General features: G+C 65.3%; 18 protein-coding genes. 2 read left to right on the forward strand and 16 right to left on the reverse strand.

The features are described from left to right. Positions 1 to 3: 3 nt before the first annotated feature. Positions 4 to 1,335 carry an aromatic ring-hydroxylating oxygenase subunit alpha gene (locus PCA20602_RS19260; protein ID WP_150722577.1) on the reverse strand — a complete coding sequence of 444 codons (1,332 nt, stop codon included), beginning with the start codon at positions 1,333 to 1,335 and terminating at the stop codon, positions 4 to 6. 145 nt (positions 1,336 to 1,480) lie between these two features. On the opposite strand from PCA20602_RS19260, the gene PCA20602_RS19265 reads away from it, so the two are divergent. Both PCA20602_RS19265 and PCA20602_RS19270 read left to right on the forward strand, forming a co-directional pair. Continuing rightward, on the forward strand, positions 1,481 to 2,473 hold the full coding sequence (locus PCA20602_RS19265; RefSeq protein ID WP_150722578.1) for an AraC family transcriptional regulator: 993 nt from the start codon (positions 1,481 to 1,483) through the stop codon (positions 2,471 to 2,473). A 95-nt stretch (positions 2,474 to 2,568) separates the two neighbouring features. Beyond that, positions 2,569 to 3,114, forward strand: a complete 546-nt coding sequence (locus tag PCA20602_RS19270) for a glutathione peroxidase (RefSeq protein ID WP_150722579.1) — start codon at positions 2,569 to 2,571, stop codon at positions 3,112 to 3,114. A 172-nt stretch (positions 3,115 to 3,286) separates the two neighbouring features. Here PCA20602_RS19270 and PCA20602_RS19275 read toward each other — a convergent pair whose 3' ends face one another. The 15 genes from PCA20602_RS19275 to PCA20602_RS19345 form a co-directional block, all read right to left on the reverse strand. Further along, on the reverse strand, positions 3,287 to 4,258 hold the full coding sequence (locus PCA20602_RS19275; RefSeq protein WP_150722580.1) for a VOC family protein: 972 nt from the start codon (positions 4,256 to 4,258) through the stop codon (positions 3,287 to 3,289). Positions 4,259 to 4,292: 34 nt separating this feature from the next. Next, positions 4,293 to 5,258, reverse strand: coding sequence for a PDR/VanB family oxidoreductase (locus PCA20602_RS19280; RefSeq protein WP_150722581.1), 966 nt, complete (start codon positions 5,256 to 5,258; stop codon positions 4,293 to 4,295). A 45-nt stretch (positions 5,259 to 5,303) separates the two neighbouring features. Then, the gene (locus tag PCA20602_RS19285; RefSeq protein WP_150722582.1) at positions 5,304 to 5,750 is read right to left on the reverse strand and encodes a RidA family protein; all 447 of its coding nucleotides are present in this window, start codon (positions 5,748 to 5,750) and stop codon (positions 5,304 to 5,306) included. 23 nt (positions 5,751 to 5,773) lie between these two features. Beyond that, positions 5,774 to 6,805 (reverse strand): aromatic ring-hydroxylating oxygenase subunit alpha, encoded by a 1,032-nt coding sequence (locus tag PCA20602_RS19290; RefSeq protein WP_069340663.1) that lies wholly within the window; start codon positions 6,803 to 6,805, stop codon positions 5,774 to 5,776. 73 nt (positions 6,806 to 6,878) lie between these two features. Then, positions 6,879 to 7,097, reverse strand: coding sequence for a recombinase-like helix-turn-helix domain-containing protein (locus tag PCA20602_RS19295; protein WP_139133048.1), 219 nt, complete (start codon positions 7,095 to 7,097; stop codon positions 6,879 to 6,881). Beyond that, complete coding sequence (locus tag PCA20602_RS19300; protein WP_150722583.1) at positions 7,097 to 7,441, reverse strand: hypothetical protein; 345 nt, start codon at positions 7,439 to 7,441, stop codon at positions 7,097 to 7,099. Before PCA20602_RS19300 ends, PCA20602_RS19295 begins: the two co-directional genes overlap by 1 nt. A gap of 13 nt (positions 7,442 to 7,454) precedes the next feature. Continuing rightward, entirely contained in the window at positions 7,455 to 8,468 is a 1,014-nt protein-coding gene (locus PCA20602_RS19305; RefSeq protein ID WP_069340660.1) for an ABC transporter substrate-binding protein, read from the reverse strand. 74 nt (positions 8,469 to 8,542) lie between these two features. Further along, positions 8,543 to 10,039, reverse strand: coding sequence for an aldehyde dehydrogenase (locus tag PCA20602_RS19310; RefSeq protein ID WP_150722584.1), 1,497 nt, complete (start codon positions 10,037 to 10,039; stop codon positions 8,543 to 8,545). Positions 10,040 to 10,052: 13 nt separating this feature from the next. After that, positions 10,053 to 10,871 carry an aspartate dehydrogenase gene (locus PCA20602_RS19315; RefSeq protein WP_150722585.1) on the reverse strand — a complete coding sequence of 273 codons (819 nt, stop codon included), beginning with the start codon at positions 10,869 to 10,871 and terminating at the stop codon, positions 10,053 to 10,055. After that, on the reverse strand, positions 10,864 to 12,516 hold the full coding sequence (locus PCA20602_RS19320; RefSeq protein ID WP_150722586.1) for a thiamine pyrophosphate-binding protein: 1,653 nt from the start codon (positions 12,514 to 12,516) through the stop codon (positions 10,864 to 10,866). The genes PCA20602_RS19315 and PCA20602_RS19320 overlap by 8 nt, the downstream gene beginning before the upstream one ends. Beyond that, positions 12,509 to 13,315: an SDR family oxidoreductase gene (locus PCA20602_RS19325; protein ID WP_150722587.1), complete on the reverse strand. Its 807-nt coding sequence runs from the start codon at positions 13,313 to 13,315 to the stop codon at positions 12,509 to 12,511. The genes PCA20602_RS19320 and PCA20602_RS19325 overlap by 8 nt, the downstream gene beginning before the upstream one ends. Then, entirely contained in the window at positions 13,312 to 14,256 is a 945-nt protein-coding gene (locus tag PCA20602_RS19330; RefSeq protein ID WP_150722588.1) for an IclR family transcriptional regulator, read from the reverse strand. Before PCA20602_RS19330 ends, PCA20602_RS19325 begins: the two co-directional genes overlap by 4 nt. A gap of 1 nt (position 14,257) precedes the next feature. Beyond that, a complete protein-coding gene (locus tag PCA20602_RS19335) occupies positions 14,258 to 15,175 on the reverse strand; it encodes an alpha/beta fold hydrolase (RefSeq protein ID WP_246182242.1) in 918 nt (305 codons plus the stop codon). A 97-nt stretch (positions 15,176 to 15,272) separates the two neighbouring features. Then, on the reverse strand, positions 15,273 to 15,830 hold the full coding sequence (locus PCA20602_RS19340; protein ID WP_150722589.1) for a cupin domain-containing protein: 558 nt from the start codon (positions 15,828 to 15,830) through the stop codon (positions 15,273 to 15,275). Positions 15,831 to 15,881: 51 nt separating this feature from the next. After that, positions 15,882 to 16,673: an SDR family oxidoreductase gene (locus PCA20602_RS19345; protein ID WP_150722590.1), complete on the reverse strand. Its 792-nt coding sequence runs from the start codon at positions 16,671 to 16,673 to the stop codon at positions 15,882 to 15,884. Between the last annotated feature and the right edge of the window lie 24 nt (positions 16,674 to 16,697).

The raw sequence follows: 16,697 nt of genomic DNA on the forward strand, positions 1-16,697 counted from the left end.
CCGCTACGCCTTGCTTGCCTTATCTGCTTCGTCGCCTCGCGCTTCGCCCGCACCGTGCACCGTGAAGAACTTCGCGCCGCGCATCTTCTGCCCCACCGCCTGTTCGTACGCCTCGCGCACGTCGTCCGGCTGCCCGGCCTGCCCGAAGAAGTCGTGCAGATAAGGCCCGAGTAACGGATGCGCCGACAGTGCCTCGCGCGTGAGCCCCGTCAACATCTCCTCCCGACAGGCAGACGGCAGGAACACGCGCTCATTCTTCGCAGGATCGGTGATCAGGCCTTTAGGCGCAGCGCCACCGGCCACGGCTTCAAGCTCCTCGAAGAACTTGCGGCGCATCATCACGATGCCGCGGTCGCTCGCGCCCAGCGTTTCCTTCGAGCGGTCGGTAATGCGCCCCTGTCCGACCCACGCGGCGAAATCCTGATTCGCCACGTGCGACGTGATCCAGTCCCCGTTCTCGTCATACAGCGGGCCGTACCACGTCGGAATGCGTGTCTGGACATAAGGCTCCTGCTCCTTCGGCACCCGATTGAAGACCCAGAACACCGACAGCGTGTTTTCGTCGTCGATGGGCACGCGCCACTCGAAGTGATGCCCAAGATAGAACCCGTTCGGCCACAACGTCACGCGTCCTACCGTCCACATGACGTTCTCCTCAGTCTCGGCCGCGCGCAAACGCTTGTAGACGAAGCCATGCTCGAACTCGTCGTAAGTGGTTTTCAGGTGAGTCGGCACGTAGGTGGCGCCGGTGTCTTGCTGACGCGCCGTCCAGTTGTTGTGCGTCCATTCGAAATGCACGGGATCGATAGAGTTTTCCTGGCACTGGAACCAGTTGCAGGGAATCTCGGCCATGACCACTTGCGCGAAGCCATGCTCGTAACTGAACGGCTCCCAATCGGGTAATTCCGGCGCGGGCAGCGGCCCCATGTACACCCACAGCAATCCGGCTTTCGCGCGAACCTCGTAGGCGGTGATGCGCGTTTTCTGGCGCAGCCGCGCCGTGGGATCGACGATTTCCTCGAACGGCTGATGCGTGCACGCGCCGTCACGACCGAACTCCCAGCCGTGATACGCGCAGCGCAGCCCGCATTGCTCGACGATGCCGAACGCGAGATCCGCGTTGCGATGCGGACAGCGTCGCTGCACCAGTCCGTAGTTGCCGGACAGATCCTTGTAGAGCACGAGGTCTTCGCCGAACAACCGGATCGGACGAACGGATTTGCCGTCGAATTCCGACACACCCGCAATGGGATGCCAATAGCGCCGCAGGTAGTCGCCCATGGCGGTGCCCGGACCGACTTCGGTGAGGAGTTTGTTCTTTTCTTGGCTAAGCATGATGGCGTCTCGAATGGCAGGGAGATGGCAGGGAGATGCGACGATTTTTGATCGCAAGACGCGCGCAAGGAACTACCGCAAAATTCAATTGAGTTGCCGTTCGTCTCAACCGCACGGCCGCCCCACAAAAACAATGCGAGACGTCATGGATCAACTGAGCGAAGTTCTGGCGGATGTGCACGCCACCGCCGTCGTCACCGGTCACTTCACACTGCACGCGCCGTGGGCGTTCGATAAGGAGGCCGTGCAGGGCATCCCCTTCCGGATCTGCCGTGGGGCGTCATGCTGGCTGCACGTCGAAGGGGAAGACCCCGTGTATATCCGGGAGGGCGACGTCGTGTTGTTGCCGCGCGGCAGCGCGCATCGCATGTCGAGCACGCCGGATGTACCCGCCGTCCCATTCAACGACCTGCTCGCCGAGCGCGGCATCACGCCACGCTCGGACACGCCGTTGGCGATGGTCGTCGGCGTTGACGGCCCGCTGTGTGAGTTGCATACCGCCATCGTGGGATTCGCCTCCGCGCACCGGCATCCGATCTTCGCGATCCTCCCGCCCATCATTCACATCCGCCACGACGATCCGGCGGTCGCCCCATGGCTCAAGGCAACGTTGCAGACCTTCATCGAGGAGTCGATGGCATGCAAGCCCGGTTGGATGATCGCGGCAGCGCGCCTGTCCGACGTGCTGTGTGTCCAGATGGTGCGCGCGCACGTGTTGCAGAACGAACGCGTGGGCGCCCACTGGCTCAAGGGATTGCTCGACAAGCAGGTAGGACGTGCCGTGCTCGCCATTCATCGCGAGCCCGCTGCCCCTTGGGATGTCCGTCAACTGGCGGAGCTGGCGGGCATGTCGCGTTCGCGCTTCGTCGCACGCTTCACGACGCTGATCGGTAGCGCGCCGATGGCGCATCTGACGGGCGTGCGCATGCATCTCGCAGCCGAGGCGCTGGCGACGCGCACACTGCGCGTGGCCGAAGTGGCAGACAAGGTCGGCTACACGTCGGAGAAGGCGTTCTCGCGGGCGTTCAAGCGCTGGGCGGGCGACACGCCACGCGCCTTCGGGCGGCGCACGCGCGATCTGCTCGATGCGAACTCGCCCGACGTGCCGGATACGGCAGGCACCGCGAACATGCACTAGCGCCGAGCGACGCTCAGCACGTCCGGCGGGCTTACGCTACACTCGCCGGACCCGCTGTGGTCACTTGCTGCCCCTCTCCATCGACAGGAATTTTCATGAGCACGAACATCGAAACCATCGCCCTCAACCGTAACGACGGCTCGTCCGCCACGCTGGCCGATTACGCAGGCAAAGTGCGTCTGGTCGTGAACGTCGCATCGAAGTGCGGCCTGACGCCGCAATACGAAGGGCTTGAGCGCCTTTACGAAGACAAGCGGGCTGCCGGTCTGGAAGTGCTGGCATTCCCCGCCAACAACTTCAAGGGTCAGGAGCCGGGTACCGACGCCGAAATCCTTGAGTTCTGCACCACGCAATACAACGTCACCTTCCCGCTGTTCGCCAAGCTCTCGGCGCTGGGCGACGACCGTCACCCGCTCTATACGGCACTCGTCGACGCGCAACCTGAAGCCATCGGCGAAGGCCCGTTCCGCGAGCGTCTGAAGGGATTTGGCGTCGAGCGCGAGAACCGCGCCGACGTGCTGTGGAACTTCGAGAAGTTCCTGATCGGCCGTAACGGTCAGGTCGTGGCCCGTTTCTCGCCTGATGTGAAGGCCGACGATCCGCGTCTGGTCGCTGCCATCGACGCAGAACTGGCCAAGTAAATCGCGTCATGGGGGTTCCTGCCCCCGATGCCACCGCGCCGACGACACGGTCGCCGGCGCGTGACGCACGCTCAACATCCCCCTCGTCACACGCCGGCCCCCGCTTCTCGCGACAACTCGCGAATGCAGACGCGTCGCCCCCCCAGGTCCGACGCGTCTACGATGTACCGACTCAGCGCTTGGCCGTGTCGGTCATGAACTTGCCGGTCGGCGCTTCGCCGCCCTTCTTCTGGCGACGCGTATTGCCATCCAGCCCGCCATCCACCGCCCACTCCGCGAACACCGTCGGTCCCGGTTCAAAATCACGCGGCTGCCACTCCGGCGTAAGAATATCCTCGTCCGCGTAGTACTCGATGAGGGCGCCGCACGGGTTTTTGAAATACCAGAAGTACGCCGACGAAATCGGGTGACGGCCCGGTCCTAACTGGGTTTCCCAGCCACAACGGTCGATGTGCATGCCGCCGCCGAACACTTCGTGGATATCGCGCACGGTGAATGCCACGTGGTTCAGACCGCGTTTGCCGTTGGGTAGCGCCAACAGGAACAGATCGTGGTGGCCGCCATGCGGCGCGCAGCGCATGAAGGCGCCGCGATCCGGATATCGGTCCGACAACTCGAAGCCGAGCTTGTCTTCGTAGAACGCCTGCGTCGCCGCCAGCGCATTCGTGAAGAACACCACGTGACCGACTTCGATCGGTTGCGCACGCTCATACACCGGACTCGGCGTATTCACGCGTTGCGCCGGCAGTCCCCACGGATTGGTCGGCGCGCCCTGCACGTCGAGCGCCCGCTTGCTCGTCACCGTCACACGCACGGCCAGCCCGTTTGGGTCGATACAGCCCGTCGCGCCGTCCTTGAAGAAGTAACCCGGCTGATCGGCGAGACGGTCGGCAACGGCGGCGACTTCCTCGGCCGTCGTCACGCCCCATGTCACCTCGCGCAGCGTGGGGCCGTCCTCCATGGCGGGCGGCAACGACGGATCGTCGTGGCGCACCGCCAGCACGCGGCAGCCGTTGAGCGTTTCGAAGTGCGCGCCATTGGCGTCGGCCGCCACTTCGGTCAGGCCCCAGTCGGCGAGAAACCGGCGGCAAGTGCCGAGGTCGGTGACCCCGTAGATAATTTGTTCGATGCCAAGAATCGTCATGACAGTCTCGGGAAAAGGTTCTGGGTCAGGAGATTCACAGATCCAGCGTCAGGCGGTCGCCTTTGCAACCGGACACGCAGATCATCATGACCTTGTTCGACGCGCGCTCCGATGCACTGAGCACCGAGTCGCGATGATCGGGACATCCGTCGAGCACGCGCGTCTCGCACGCGCCGCACACGCCTTCCATGCAGCTATGTTCGGCGTCGATACCGGCAGCAAGCAAGGTGTCGAGCAGCGTCGCACCGGCCGGCACCGCGATGTCCTTGCCGGACTTCGCGAGGGTCACGACATAGCCTTCGGACGTTGCCGGCGGCGGCGCGTCCGGCGCGGCGGCGAAGCGCTCGATGTGCACGTTGGCGATACCCGTCTCTGCACACGCTGCTTCGAAGGCATCGAGCATCACGCCGGGGCCGCAGCAGTACGCGTGCGTGCCTGCCGGTTGGTCCGCCAGAAATGCCGCGAGCGATGCGGGCTTGCCGTCATGCTGCTCGTCGAAGTGATACGTCACATCGCCGCCCAGCGCGTTCAACTCATCGACGAAGGCCGCTTGCGACGCCGTGCGCGCGCAGTACAGCAGTTTGACGTTGCGCCCCAGCGCGCGCAGACGGCGATACATGCACAGGATCGGGGTGACGCCGATACCGCCCGCCACCAGCACCGTGTGCTCGGCGCTCTCCATGAGTTCGAAGTGATTGCGCGGCTCGGAAATGTCCAGCGTCATGCCGACGCGGAAGTTGTCGTGGATGAAACGCGACCCGCCCCGGCTCTTCGGGTCGGCCAGAATGCCGAGCACGTAGCGGTTAGTCTCACCGGGCGCATTCACGAGCGAGTAGCTGCGCACCAGTCCGCTCGGCAAATGCAGATCGATGTGCGCCCCCGGCGTGAAGGCAGGGAAGGCCGTGGCGCTGCCCGCCACAGGCACGAGTTCGATGCTCATGATGCCTGCCGCCTCGAAGCGAAGCGTGCGCACCATTGCCGACAGGTTTGACTTGCTCATAACACCGCTCTCTGATGTTGCTGATCTTCTTGATGGCCGCGCGGGTCAGCCCGCCACGGACAAATCGATGTCGAGACGCGCAAACGCCTCGATCTCCACACGCAATTCCGGAAACACCAGCGCGCTGACGGCCACCAGCGTCGAGCACGGATACGCGCCGCCGTTGACCGCCACGTCCGCAAAGAACTCGCGGCGCGCACGCCCGACCTCATCCTTGTCTGCGATGTCGGTCACGTACACCACTAGCTTGTAGATGTTTGCGAGACGTCCACCGCCCGCCTCGACCAGCGCGCGAATCTTGCCGAGCACGACGAGCGTCTGCTCGTAAGTCGAGAGCGGCGCTTTCGCATCGCGCGTGGCCGGATGCGCCGTCATGCCCGACAGGAGAATCTCGTTGCCGAAGCGAATGCCGTTGCTCCACGTCGCCGTGCCCAGGTCGGGCACGGCCTGCGCGCGGATGCGTTCAGCCTTGAGAGGTGGATCGATCTGCATGCTTATCGTGCGCTCCGTACCCGTTATGCCTTGCCTTGCTGGAGACGTTCGAGTTCCGCCTTCGCCAGATTCTTCAGGTGGCGACGCAGACGCACGATGCCCATGTCGTGCTGGTACAGATGTTCGTTCTGGTTGGCGTCCGGCTCCATGTCTTCGAGCATCACACGGTCCTGCTCCAGCACGGCCCAGTGACGTGCTTCCAGACGGTTGCGATACAGGAAGCGCCACGTGTCGCGCTGCCAGCCGTCGAGCTTGCGGCAGCGCCAGTGGAACACGGCGGCGAGCGTCGGCGAAATCGGCGTGTAGCTGCCCACGATCACGAAGTTGCCGCCGGGGCCGCCCGTCTTCGGATACGGAATTTCCAGACGCATCCAGTGCGTGCCGGTGTCCGCCCATTCGGTCCAGTCGAAGTTCACGTCGCGCTGGCCTTCCTTCTCGAACACAAAGCCACGGTCGGTGTCGCGAATGCGGAATGCCGCCGAGTTGTCGCCCTCGGCCATCGAGTGAGACTGCTTGTGCAGATACGTGCCGTGCATCGGGTCCATCACGTTATCGAGCACGTAACGGTAGTCGCCCTTCCATTCCGTGTAGCAAAGGAACGAGGAGAATTCACCGTCGGCGTCCAGTTCTTCGGGCAGCACGAGCGGGGGCGGCGTGTCGATGTTCTCGGTGGCGTTGTAGAGCCAGACGGCATCGTTACGTTCGACGATGTGGTACGCCTGCGTCGGGCGCGAGCCTTCGAGCTTGCAGCCCGGGCTGCCCGGCACACGCATGACGGTGCCGTCGCAGCGCACCTGCACGCCGTGATAGCCGCACGCGATACGGTCGCCCATCACGATGCCCTTCGACAGCGGGGCGCCACGATGCGGGCAGTGATCGTCGAGCGCGTGCACCTGATTGTCCTGATCGCGCCAGAACACGAGCTTCTTGCCGAGGCGGCGCAGCGAGACCGGCTCGCGGCCGATCATGCCCGACGGGCAGATCGGGTACCAGAGGTTTTTCAGGCCGCGCTCCAGAATGGCGTCGGCGGTAAGAATGGGCTGTTGCGTAGTCATGGGGGACGTCTCCATCGCGCGCATCGCCCGCCAACGCCTGCGCGGCGGGCGACGATCGCGCTGTCTGATGTAATTACTCTTCGGCCAGTCGGGCGATCTGCGCTTTGTAGACGTCTTCCGTCCACACGTCGCCGTCCTGCGGGCCGGGGCCGGTGCGATTCAGATAGGCGACGAGGCCTGCGAGATCGTGAGTGCCGGCGGCATAGGCGCGCTCGATGGCGTCGCCCAGCAGGCTTTCATACTGCGTCGGCACGTGGCGACGCGCCTGATGCGGTTCGAGATAACGGTCCATCATTTCCCTCCATTGCGAACCCGTTCGCGAATGCGCGCGTGCACGGGTACAAAGTCGTAAGTCGGATAGCATTCGGTGCGGAACACGCCCCACGCCGAGCGCTCCAGCTCGACGTTCACTGCGGGCAGCAAGTGCGGCGGCAATTCCAGCGTGACGATCTGGCCGAAACCCATCGCCACCGTCCAGGACACCACCTTCACGCCGGCGGGCGGGAAGCGTTCCCACCATTCGGCCGCCTTCAGGCGCTCCTGAAAATCGTCGAGATTGTTCGACTGATCGTGACGCAGGAACACCGTCAGCAACATCGTTTCGGATTGGGCAGCAGCCGGTGCGGTATCACTCATCGCTGGCCTCGCCTTACTGCACGAACTGGTTGGTGAACAGATCGTCCACCTTCGATTTCTCGCGAATGACCTTCTCCTGCGCGTAGAAGTCTTGCAGCTTCGTCACACGTGCCGGGTCGAATGCCCCCAGACGCTGTTGCCCCGGGTACACATTGCGGGCGTAGTACGTGAGGATCTTCTCGATCTCGGCTTCCTTGCCCTTGTAGCCCGGCACGGTGGCGCAGTATTCCTTCGCGGCACCCGCCGGATCCCGCATGATTTCGGCGACCGACTTGACCGTCGCGCGCACGAACTTGCGGATCATCTCCGGCTTCTCGGCAATGGTCTTGTCCGAGGCCAGAATCGCCTGCGCCATGCCCGGGAAGTACTTGTCGGTCGACGTCATGGTGACCTTCACGCCCGCGTCTTCGATGTTCTGCGCCCACTCCGGCGTGCCCACCATGACTTCGGCCTTGCCGGTGGCGACCTGCTGCCACACGCCGGCGGGACCAGCCCCCTGAATGCGGGCGTCGTTACGCGTGAGACCGGCGGACGCGAGCAGACCGAGCGTGGCGTAGAAGCCCGTGTCCTGATAGGCCAGCACCGTGATGGTCTTGCCCTTCAGGTCGGCAGGCGACTTGATGTTCGCGTCGTCGCGCACCACCAGTTGGTGCAGCGTGCGGCCGCCGAGCAGCGCCACGCCCTTGATCGGAATGCCGTTCGGACGCAGCACGATCGGCGTGTCGCCCAGACCGCCCCCCAGATCGCCGTTACCCGAGGCGAGCTGCTTGCCGACGTCGGCGCCGCCCTGCACCGTCAACCAGCGAACCGACAGACCTTCGGCGGCGTAGTAGCCCTTCTTCTCGGCCAGCATCAGCGGCGCGAACGCCGGCAGGTTCGCCGGTGCCGGCAGCAGATAGGTGATCTGCTGGGTCGCCGGCTGCTGGGCCATGACCGGTGCGGCCACGCCCGCGAGTCCGGCCACGGCGCACAGGCCTGCCGTCAGGAAGGCGCGACGCGCCAACGATGCACGGAAAATCGACAACATATCTTTGCCTCGCTCAAGTTTCGGATGACCGCGATGCCCCGTGCATCGCGGCTTGCCACCATTCGCTGCCCACGTCAGACCCGGCCCGCCCATGCGAGCGGGTGATCGTTCATGCCCCAGTAAAGGCTCTTCTGGTTCGTGTATTCGAGCAGCCCCAGACGTCCCTTCTCGCGGCCCATGCCGCTTTCCTTCCAGCCGCCGAACGGCGTCGAGATCGAGAACTGCTTGTACGTGTTGATCCAGATGGTGCCCGTCTCCAGCGCGCGGCCCATGCGCCAGGCGCGCTTGTAGTCGCGCGTCCAGATACCTGCGGCCAGCCCGTAGACGCTGTCATTGGCTTCGCGCAGCAGATCGTCTTCGTTCTCGAACGGCAGCACGGCCAGTACCGGTCCGAAGATTTCTTCCTGCACCATGCGCGCCTGATTCGTCAGCCCTGCGATGATGGTCGGCGCATAGAAATAACCCTGCTCGCGGCGATCGCCCACCGGACGCTCTCCGCCACACAGCAGACGCCCGCCCTCTTCCAGACCGATCGCAACGTAACGCTCGATCGATTCGCGATGTGCCGACGTGACCAGCGGCCCCATCTGCGTGTCTTCGCGCAGCGGATCGCCCACGCGCAACTGCTTCGCCCCGGCGACGAGACGCTCGACGAACGTGTCGAAAATTGTCTTGTGGACGAACAGACGCGAGCCGGCGATGCACGATTCGCCCGACGAACTGAAGATGCCGTAGAGCACACCGGCCACGGCGTGGTCGATATCGGCGTCTTCGAACACGATGGTCGGCGACTTGCCGCCCAGTTCCAGCGACACCGGCATGAGCTTTTCCGCCGCCAGACGGGCAATGCCGCGCCCCACTTCGGTACCGCCTGTGAACGCCACCTTCTTCACTTTCGGGTGACGCACCAGAATGTCGCCAATGACCGAACCCTTGCCCGGCAGCACCGACAGCACGCCGCGCGGCACACCGGCGGCCTCGCAGATGCGGCCGAGTTCGAGCGACGCGAGCGGCGTGACTTCCGCCGGCTTGAGCACGACGGCATTGCCTGCGGCCAGCGCCGGGGCAAGCTTTTGTGCGTCGGAGGCAATCGGCGAATTCCACGGCGTGATGGCGGCCACCACGCCCAGCGGTTCGTGCACGCTCATCGTCAGGAAGTCGCCGCGCGACGGCGTCAGCGTCTCTTCCAGTGTTTCCAGGCACGAAGCGAAGTAGCGGAACGTGCCCGCCGCGCTCGCCACGAGGGCGCGCGTCTCGCTGATCGGCTTGCCGTTGTCGCGGCGTTGCAGATGCGCAAGCGCTTCGGCGCGTTGCGTGATGCCGTCGGCCACGCGATGCAACACGGCCGCGCGCTGATGCGGCTTGAGACCGGCCCAGTCGGCGCGACGCCAGGCGGCGTCCGCGGCTTCGACGGCTTCGACGGCGTCGTCAGCACCAGCGGCCGTGATCTCGGCGTTGACGCTTTCGTCCGCCGGATACAGGCTCTGGTAGCGCTTGCCGGTACCGGCACGCCACTCGCCGCCGACCAGAATGTCGCTCGAAAACCCTTGCAGCAAATCTTGATGGCTCATGAGGCTTTTCCTGCTAGATCACACAGTTCGCCACGCGGTTGCGCAGCGCGCGAATGGCCGAATAGGCCGTCAGCGCAGAGGTCTTGGGGTTATCCGGCAACGGCTTGCCGCACATCTCCAGCGACATCTCGCCGAACGCGCCACGCGCCGCGATGTGATGCACGTTGCGCGTGGTCGCCGGGTCGGCGATCAGACGCACGCGCGTCGCATCGAGGCCCAGACCGGCGATGGCGACGGTGGCCGCCACGTTGGCGTTCTTCGGGTACAGCCGCGCGGCGTCGCGCGCGCTGCCTTCGAAGATCACCGTGGCCGTGGTGAGCGTGGCGAGATCGCAGACCTGTTCGGCGGGCGTGCCCTGCCAGCCCATCGGCGGCTTGCGGCCGGTGTACAGCACTTCGTCCAGACCGCCTTCGCGGGCGGCGGCAATGGCGTCGATTCCGCCGATGGCCCCCGAGAGCAGCGTGACGGTGGAAGCGCCGTCCTTCGCTGCCTGTTCAAGCGCGGCGAGTAATTCCGAATCCGAGAGCGCGCCGATCGATGCCACCGCACAGTCCACCCCCGACTTGAGCAGCGGCACGACATGGCCCGACAGTGCGCTATGACCGGCGCACTCCAGCACGAAATCGGGACGGCTCGTCAGCGCCTGCGCCGACGACACCACTTCGGTGCCCTGGCGCACGCTGCTGCGCACGCGCTCGGCGGCATCTTCCGGCACGATCACGTGGCCCACGCGCAGATACGGATCGCTCGCGCACGCCTCGTAGACCTTCGAGCCGATCGCGCCGAAACCGATCAGCGCCACATCCACGGGACGATGGTTCAGTTCATGCATTCGCAGGCTCCCGTACCGGCGGACCGGCAAAATGCGACGCGAAGCTGCCGACCGACAGCATGTCGACTTCGAGCAGCACCGGACCGTCGTGCGCGACGGCGCGGGCAACCGCACCTTCCGCCTGATCGATGGCCGTGATGCGCTCGTGCTTGAGTTGGAGGCTGGCGCAGAACGCGGCGAAGTCCGGCTGATGCAGTTGCACGTAGTGACGACGACCGCCGTACTGCGCGTCCTGAATGTTGCGGATCACGCCGTAGCACTGATCGTTCATCAGCAGAATCACGACCGGCGCCTTTTCCTGCACTGCCGTGGCAAGTTCGCCGACGTTCACCATCAGGCCACCGTCGCCGCACAGCGCAACGGTCTTCTTCGCATTGCCTGCGAGTGCCGCGCCGATGCCCATCTGCATGCCCTGACCGATGCCGCCTCCCAACGCGTGCACACCGGCACGCGGCGAGAAGATCTTCAGCAGACGGTTGCCCCACGTGCTGTTCGAGATCGTGACGTCGCGCACCCAGTTGAAGTCGCGACCGAGCGCGCCTTGCAGGGCCGCCACGAGTTGGCGATACGGGCCAAGGCCTTCGGCGACCTGCTTGACGGCAGCGTCGCGAGCGGCCGTGAGATCGGCGTGAAACGCCGGATCGACCGACAGACGACCTTGCAGGCGGTCGGCCAGTGCGTTCAGCACGGCGGCGGCGTCGCCCTGAACGAACAGGTCGTTGCGATAACCACGGTTGTCGGCAAGACCGTCGGCGTCGACGCGATACAGCGGACGCGGCAGCGCCAGCTTGTACTTGAGCGTTTCGTTGCCGCGCAGACGCGAGCCGACCACCACGATGGCGTCGCACGTCTTGTAGAACTTCTCGACCGTCGGGTGGATGTTGAACGCGCCGAGCGTCGCGGCGTGGTCCTCCGGCACGATGCCGCGACCCTGCACGCTCGTCACGACACCGAAGCCCATCTCGACCAGACGCTTGACCGCGCCCTCGGCACCGCGTGCACCGCCGCCCAGCCACAGCAGCGGACGATGGGCCGACGCCAGCTTGTCGGCCAGTGCAGCCACGCGGGCGTCGTCATGCGTCGGCACCGGGATGTGCGGCGCGGCGAGATCGGCCGGCCAGTCGATTTCGGCGGCCTGAATGTCGATGGGAATCTCGACGCTGACCGGACCGGTCGGTGCGGTGAGTGCTGCGCGCACGGCTTCACGCACGGTCGAGAGCGCCGTGTCGACGCAACGCACCCGGTAGGCGGCCTTCGAAATCGAGTTGAGCATGCTCAGCTGATCCGGCGCTTCGTGGATGTACGCGAGATCGCGGTCGAGGAATTCGGTCTCGATCTGGCCCGTGATGTGCAGCACCGGCGTGCCGGCGGTAAGCGCTTCGACCATCGCCCCGGCCGCATTGCCTGCGGCAGTGCCCGTGCTCGTGAACGCGACGCCCAGACCACCGGACACCCGCGACAGGCCATCGGCCATGTTCAGGGCGCCGGCTTCGCCGCGTGCGCCGACGTAACGGATCTTTTCGCGACGCGCGATGGCGTCGAGGATCGGCATGTTGTGAATCGAGATCACGCCGAATGCAGTCTTCACACCGCACTGTTCGAGAAACGCCGCGATGACTTCGCCGACGGTGGTTTTGTTAGACATGTCTTGCCAAGCCTCCGGAAACATCGATATGGCTGCCCGTCGTATAGGACGATTGCGGGCTTGCCAGGAAAAAGATCGCTGCGGCCGCCTCTTCAGGCTTGCCCAGACGTTGCAACTGGATTTGCTTCTTGCGTGCAAGCTCGCCGGTCCACGCTTCCCACGTCTTGCCTTCGCCTTGCGCGGCAAAGCGTCGACGCCACTGGCCCGACTCCACCAGACCGATCAGGATCGAGTTGACGCGCACGCCGTCGGGGGCGAATTCGCTCGCCATCGAGCGCACGAGGTTCTGCACGCCGGCGCGCGCCGACGAGGTCGCCACCATGTGCGGCTCCGGTTGCAGCGCGAGCAGCGAGTTGACGCAGACGATGGCGGCGTCGCCCGTCTCGCGCGCGGCGTCGCGCAGCATCGGCAGGCACGCCCGCGTGGTCCGGATCACGCTGAAGTACTTCAATTCGAGCTCTTCGCGCCAGGCATCGTCGGTCGTGTCGGCGAACGTCGAGACACGGCCCTGACCGGCGTTGTTGACGAGCATGTCGAGACGGCCGAACTCGCCACGGATACGCTCGGCCAGCGCGGCCACGTCGCGCTCGTCAAGCACATTGCATTGCGCAGCGATGAGGCGCGCGTCGGGGTGACGCTCGCGCAGATGCGCTTCGGCTTGCGCCAGACGCTCGGTGTTGCGGCCGCAAATGGCGACGGCAGCGCCCGCGTCGAGCAGACGCTCGGCGGTGGCGAGCCCGATGCCGGATGTGCCACCCGTCACCAGCGCCGCGCGTGCGGAAAGGTCGATCTTGATCATTTCAATCCCAGTGACTTCATGTAAGGGGCGGTCTGGCCGTCGCTGCCCGGCCGATAATTCAGACGGTGCGAGAGCGCGTCGGCGGCTTCGCGCACCTGTCCGATCAGGCCCGCGTCGAGCATCGACGCATCGATGTTGGCGCGCGGAATCGTGACCGTGATGGCCGCGCAGATGCGCCCAGCGTCGTTGCGCACCGGCGCGCTCACCACGCTGATGCCGCGCTCGAACGACGAAGCGGAGACCGCGTAGCCACGTTCGGCGTCTTCTCGTACGCGTTCGAACAATTCGGTGAGCGTCTCGGGCGTTTGCGGCGTGAACTTCTCCAGCGTCTTTTCCGGATACAGCGTGCGCAGCTCGGACAGCGTCAGGTCGCCCATCAGCACGTGACCGTGCACCGTGGCGTGCGCCGGCAGACGGGTGCCGACGTTCACCTTGATCGAGTTGAAAACGCCCGCCACGCTTTGCGCCTTCGCCACGAACACGATGTCGCGACCGTCGCGAATCACGATGTGCGAGGTCAGTTGCGTGGCGTCGCGCAGCCGTTCGATGATGGGAATGCCGAGATCCGTCAGTTCCAGCGAACTGAGGTACTCGAAGCCCAGACGCAGCACGGCCACGCCCAGACGGAAATTCTTTTCGCCGCCTGCGCGCTCAAGAAAGCCCATGGCTTCGAGCGTCTGCAACAGGCGGAAGACAGTCGTGCGCGGAATCCCCAGACGCTGCGACAACTCGGGTGCGCTGAACACCGGCTCGCGCGGCGAGAACTCCGTCAGGATGCGCAGCCCGCGCTCCAGTCCCGGCACGAGATAGCGCGACTCGGTCGGTGCGCCTTCATTGCCCTCATTGACCTCTGCGGCTTCCTCGCCATCGACAAGCGTTGACGACGCGAGCGAGGTTTCGTCTTCCATGAGCGCTTCGCGCTTCGGTGTCACCGGTGCCATCTCAACGCGCTCCTGCCGTAACACGTCCGAGCCACGCGGCAAGCGCAGCGTTCAGAACGTCCGGCGTTTCGATATACGACGCGTGTCCCGCGCCGTCGATGATTTGCAGGGGCACGCCCGCCACTTTGGCGATGGCATCACAGGCCGCAGGCGGCGTGATGCCGTCGTGCGCACCCACGGCAACGGCCACCGGACCGGCGTGGGCAGCGACGTACTGCGCGAGGTCGCCAGCGACGTCGCCGTTCGAGAGCAGATGCGTCGCCTGACGGTAGCCGACGGGCTGCACACGGGCCATGTTCCACTTCACCCAGGCGCGCGGCAGATCGGCGGCGTCGGGTGCGACGAGGTTGTCGCTGCGCTCACGCGCCATGCCTGCCGGTCCGAGCTTGTCGAGCATCGCCAAACGGCCATCGCGCTTCGATGCACGCACTTCTGCGTCCGCACGGCCGTAGCCGTTGGCCGGCGAGCAGAGAAAGAGTCCGCGCACGCGCTGCGGCGACCGGCTCGCGAACTTCGTCGCCATGATCGCGCCCAGCGAATGGCCGACCAGCGCGACGCGATCCAGCCCCAGCGCGTCGAGCCAGGCTTCGAGCGCATCGGCATAAGCATCGGCGTGCGGTTCGGCATCGGCGACGTTCGACGTCTGGCCGTATCCCGGGGCATCCCATGCGTACAGGGCGGCGTCCAATCCCGTGGCGTCCAGTTGTGCGATCCACGATGCGGCGCCGGAGCCGATGCCGTGCAGCATCACGACCGGCAGGCCTGCGGCGTTCGCGACGCCCGCGCAGCGATAGCCGACGGTACCCGTGCGCGTGGCGACGGTGCGGTACGCAAAGGCGTCGAGGCGCACGCGCAGTGCGGCGACGGCGGCATCCTCTGGCATCTCTGACACTTCGGACTGAATGGCTTCGACTTGCATGGCTTCTGGCTGAACGTCTGGCTTGGTGAATTCCTGCCGGTGCGGCGTGCACGGCGCGATTCCGCTTCGCGCACGTTGCACCGGACTTCTGCCGGGCTTACTTCGCTTCGCGCTTGATCTTCGCAAGCGGCGAGTCCGGCGGATACGTCGGCGTGACCGGCTTTTGCGAGCCGAGCATCACGCACATCAGCGCGTCTTCGTCACCGATGTTGATTTCCGTGCGGTACACGCCCGGCGGGACCGAGATCAGGTCGCGCTCGCCGAGAATGGCTTCCCACGTCTGTCCGTCGCGCTCGCAGATCACTTTCATCTTTCCGCGCATCACGAAGAAGATTTCCTCGACGTCCATGTGGATGTGGCTCGGGCCGATGTTGCCGGCCGGAATCACCATCGTGGAGAACGTGAAGTGACCGGCGGGCACCGTGTTGATGTCCTTGGCCACACCCGTGCCGCCCGTGCCGACATAACGCATTTGTGCACGGCGGTACTTCGGGTCGTAGTCCGCCTGGAACTTGAGGGCGTCCCAGTCGTACTTGCGCGTCGAGAAACGCGCCACGCGGGTGTCCAGCCAATCGCCGAACGTCTGGCCCTCGGCCTGTGTCCAGCTTTCGACGGCCTGCGGCGTCGCGGTGTTTTTTGCTTCGGCTTGCGCCATGGTGTGACTCCTTGAAGGCATGACCAATGAGATTGGAATGTGAGTGGCTCGTCAGGGCATGACGAAGCCGCCGTTGACCGGCAGAACCTGACCGGTCACGAAACGGGAGGCGTCAGAGAGCAGGAACAGCACCGGGCCGATGACGTCGTCGGGCACTTGCGCACGCGGCAACGCGCGGCCTTCCAGATAGTGGCGATGACGCTCGGCCGGCACGTACGCCGTGGCTTCGACTTCGACGAGACCCGGCGCGATGGCGTTGACGGTGATGCCGTCCGGTCCGAGTTCGCGGGCGAGCGAGCGCGTCATCGACATCACGGCGCCCTTGCTGGCGGTGTAGGCGAGCAGACGCGGCGCGCCCCACAGCGCGGTATCCGAGGCGATGTTCACGACACGCCCCTGCGTCGATGCGCGCAGAAACGGCAGCGCCGCCATCGTCATGAGCCACGTGCCGCGCACGTTGACGTTCATCACGGCGTCCCACGTCTCGATGCTCAACTCGGTGGCCATCTTGCCGCCCGAGTTGGTGATCGCACCGTTGTTGACGAGGCCGTCGATGCCGTCCATGCGTTGGGCGGCAGCCTGCGCGGCCGCTTCCACCGACGCCGGTTCCGACAGATCGACACGCACGAACGACACGGCATGACCGGCATCACGCAATTCGGCGGCGAGCGCTTCGCCCGCCTCCACTGCGATATCGGCGATCGTCACTTGTGCGCCGCGCGCGACGGCCGCACGCACGAAGCCTTCGCCGAGCCCGCGAGCGCCGCCGGTGATCAGCAGCTTCTTGCCGTCGAGCGGCGCGAGCGTTGCAGGGTCAAGCGCGAGGATGGGCAGTTCGTTCACGATGCATTCCTTATGACGTCGTGC

Origin of the sequence: Pandoraea capi, assembly GCF_902459735.1 — a bacterium.
GTDB classification, from domain to species: Bacteria; Pseudomonadota; Gammaproteobacteria; order Burkholderiales; family Burkholderiaceae; genus Pandoraea; species Pandoraea capi.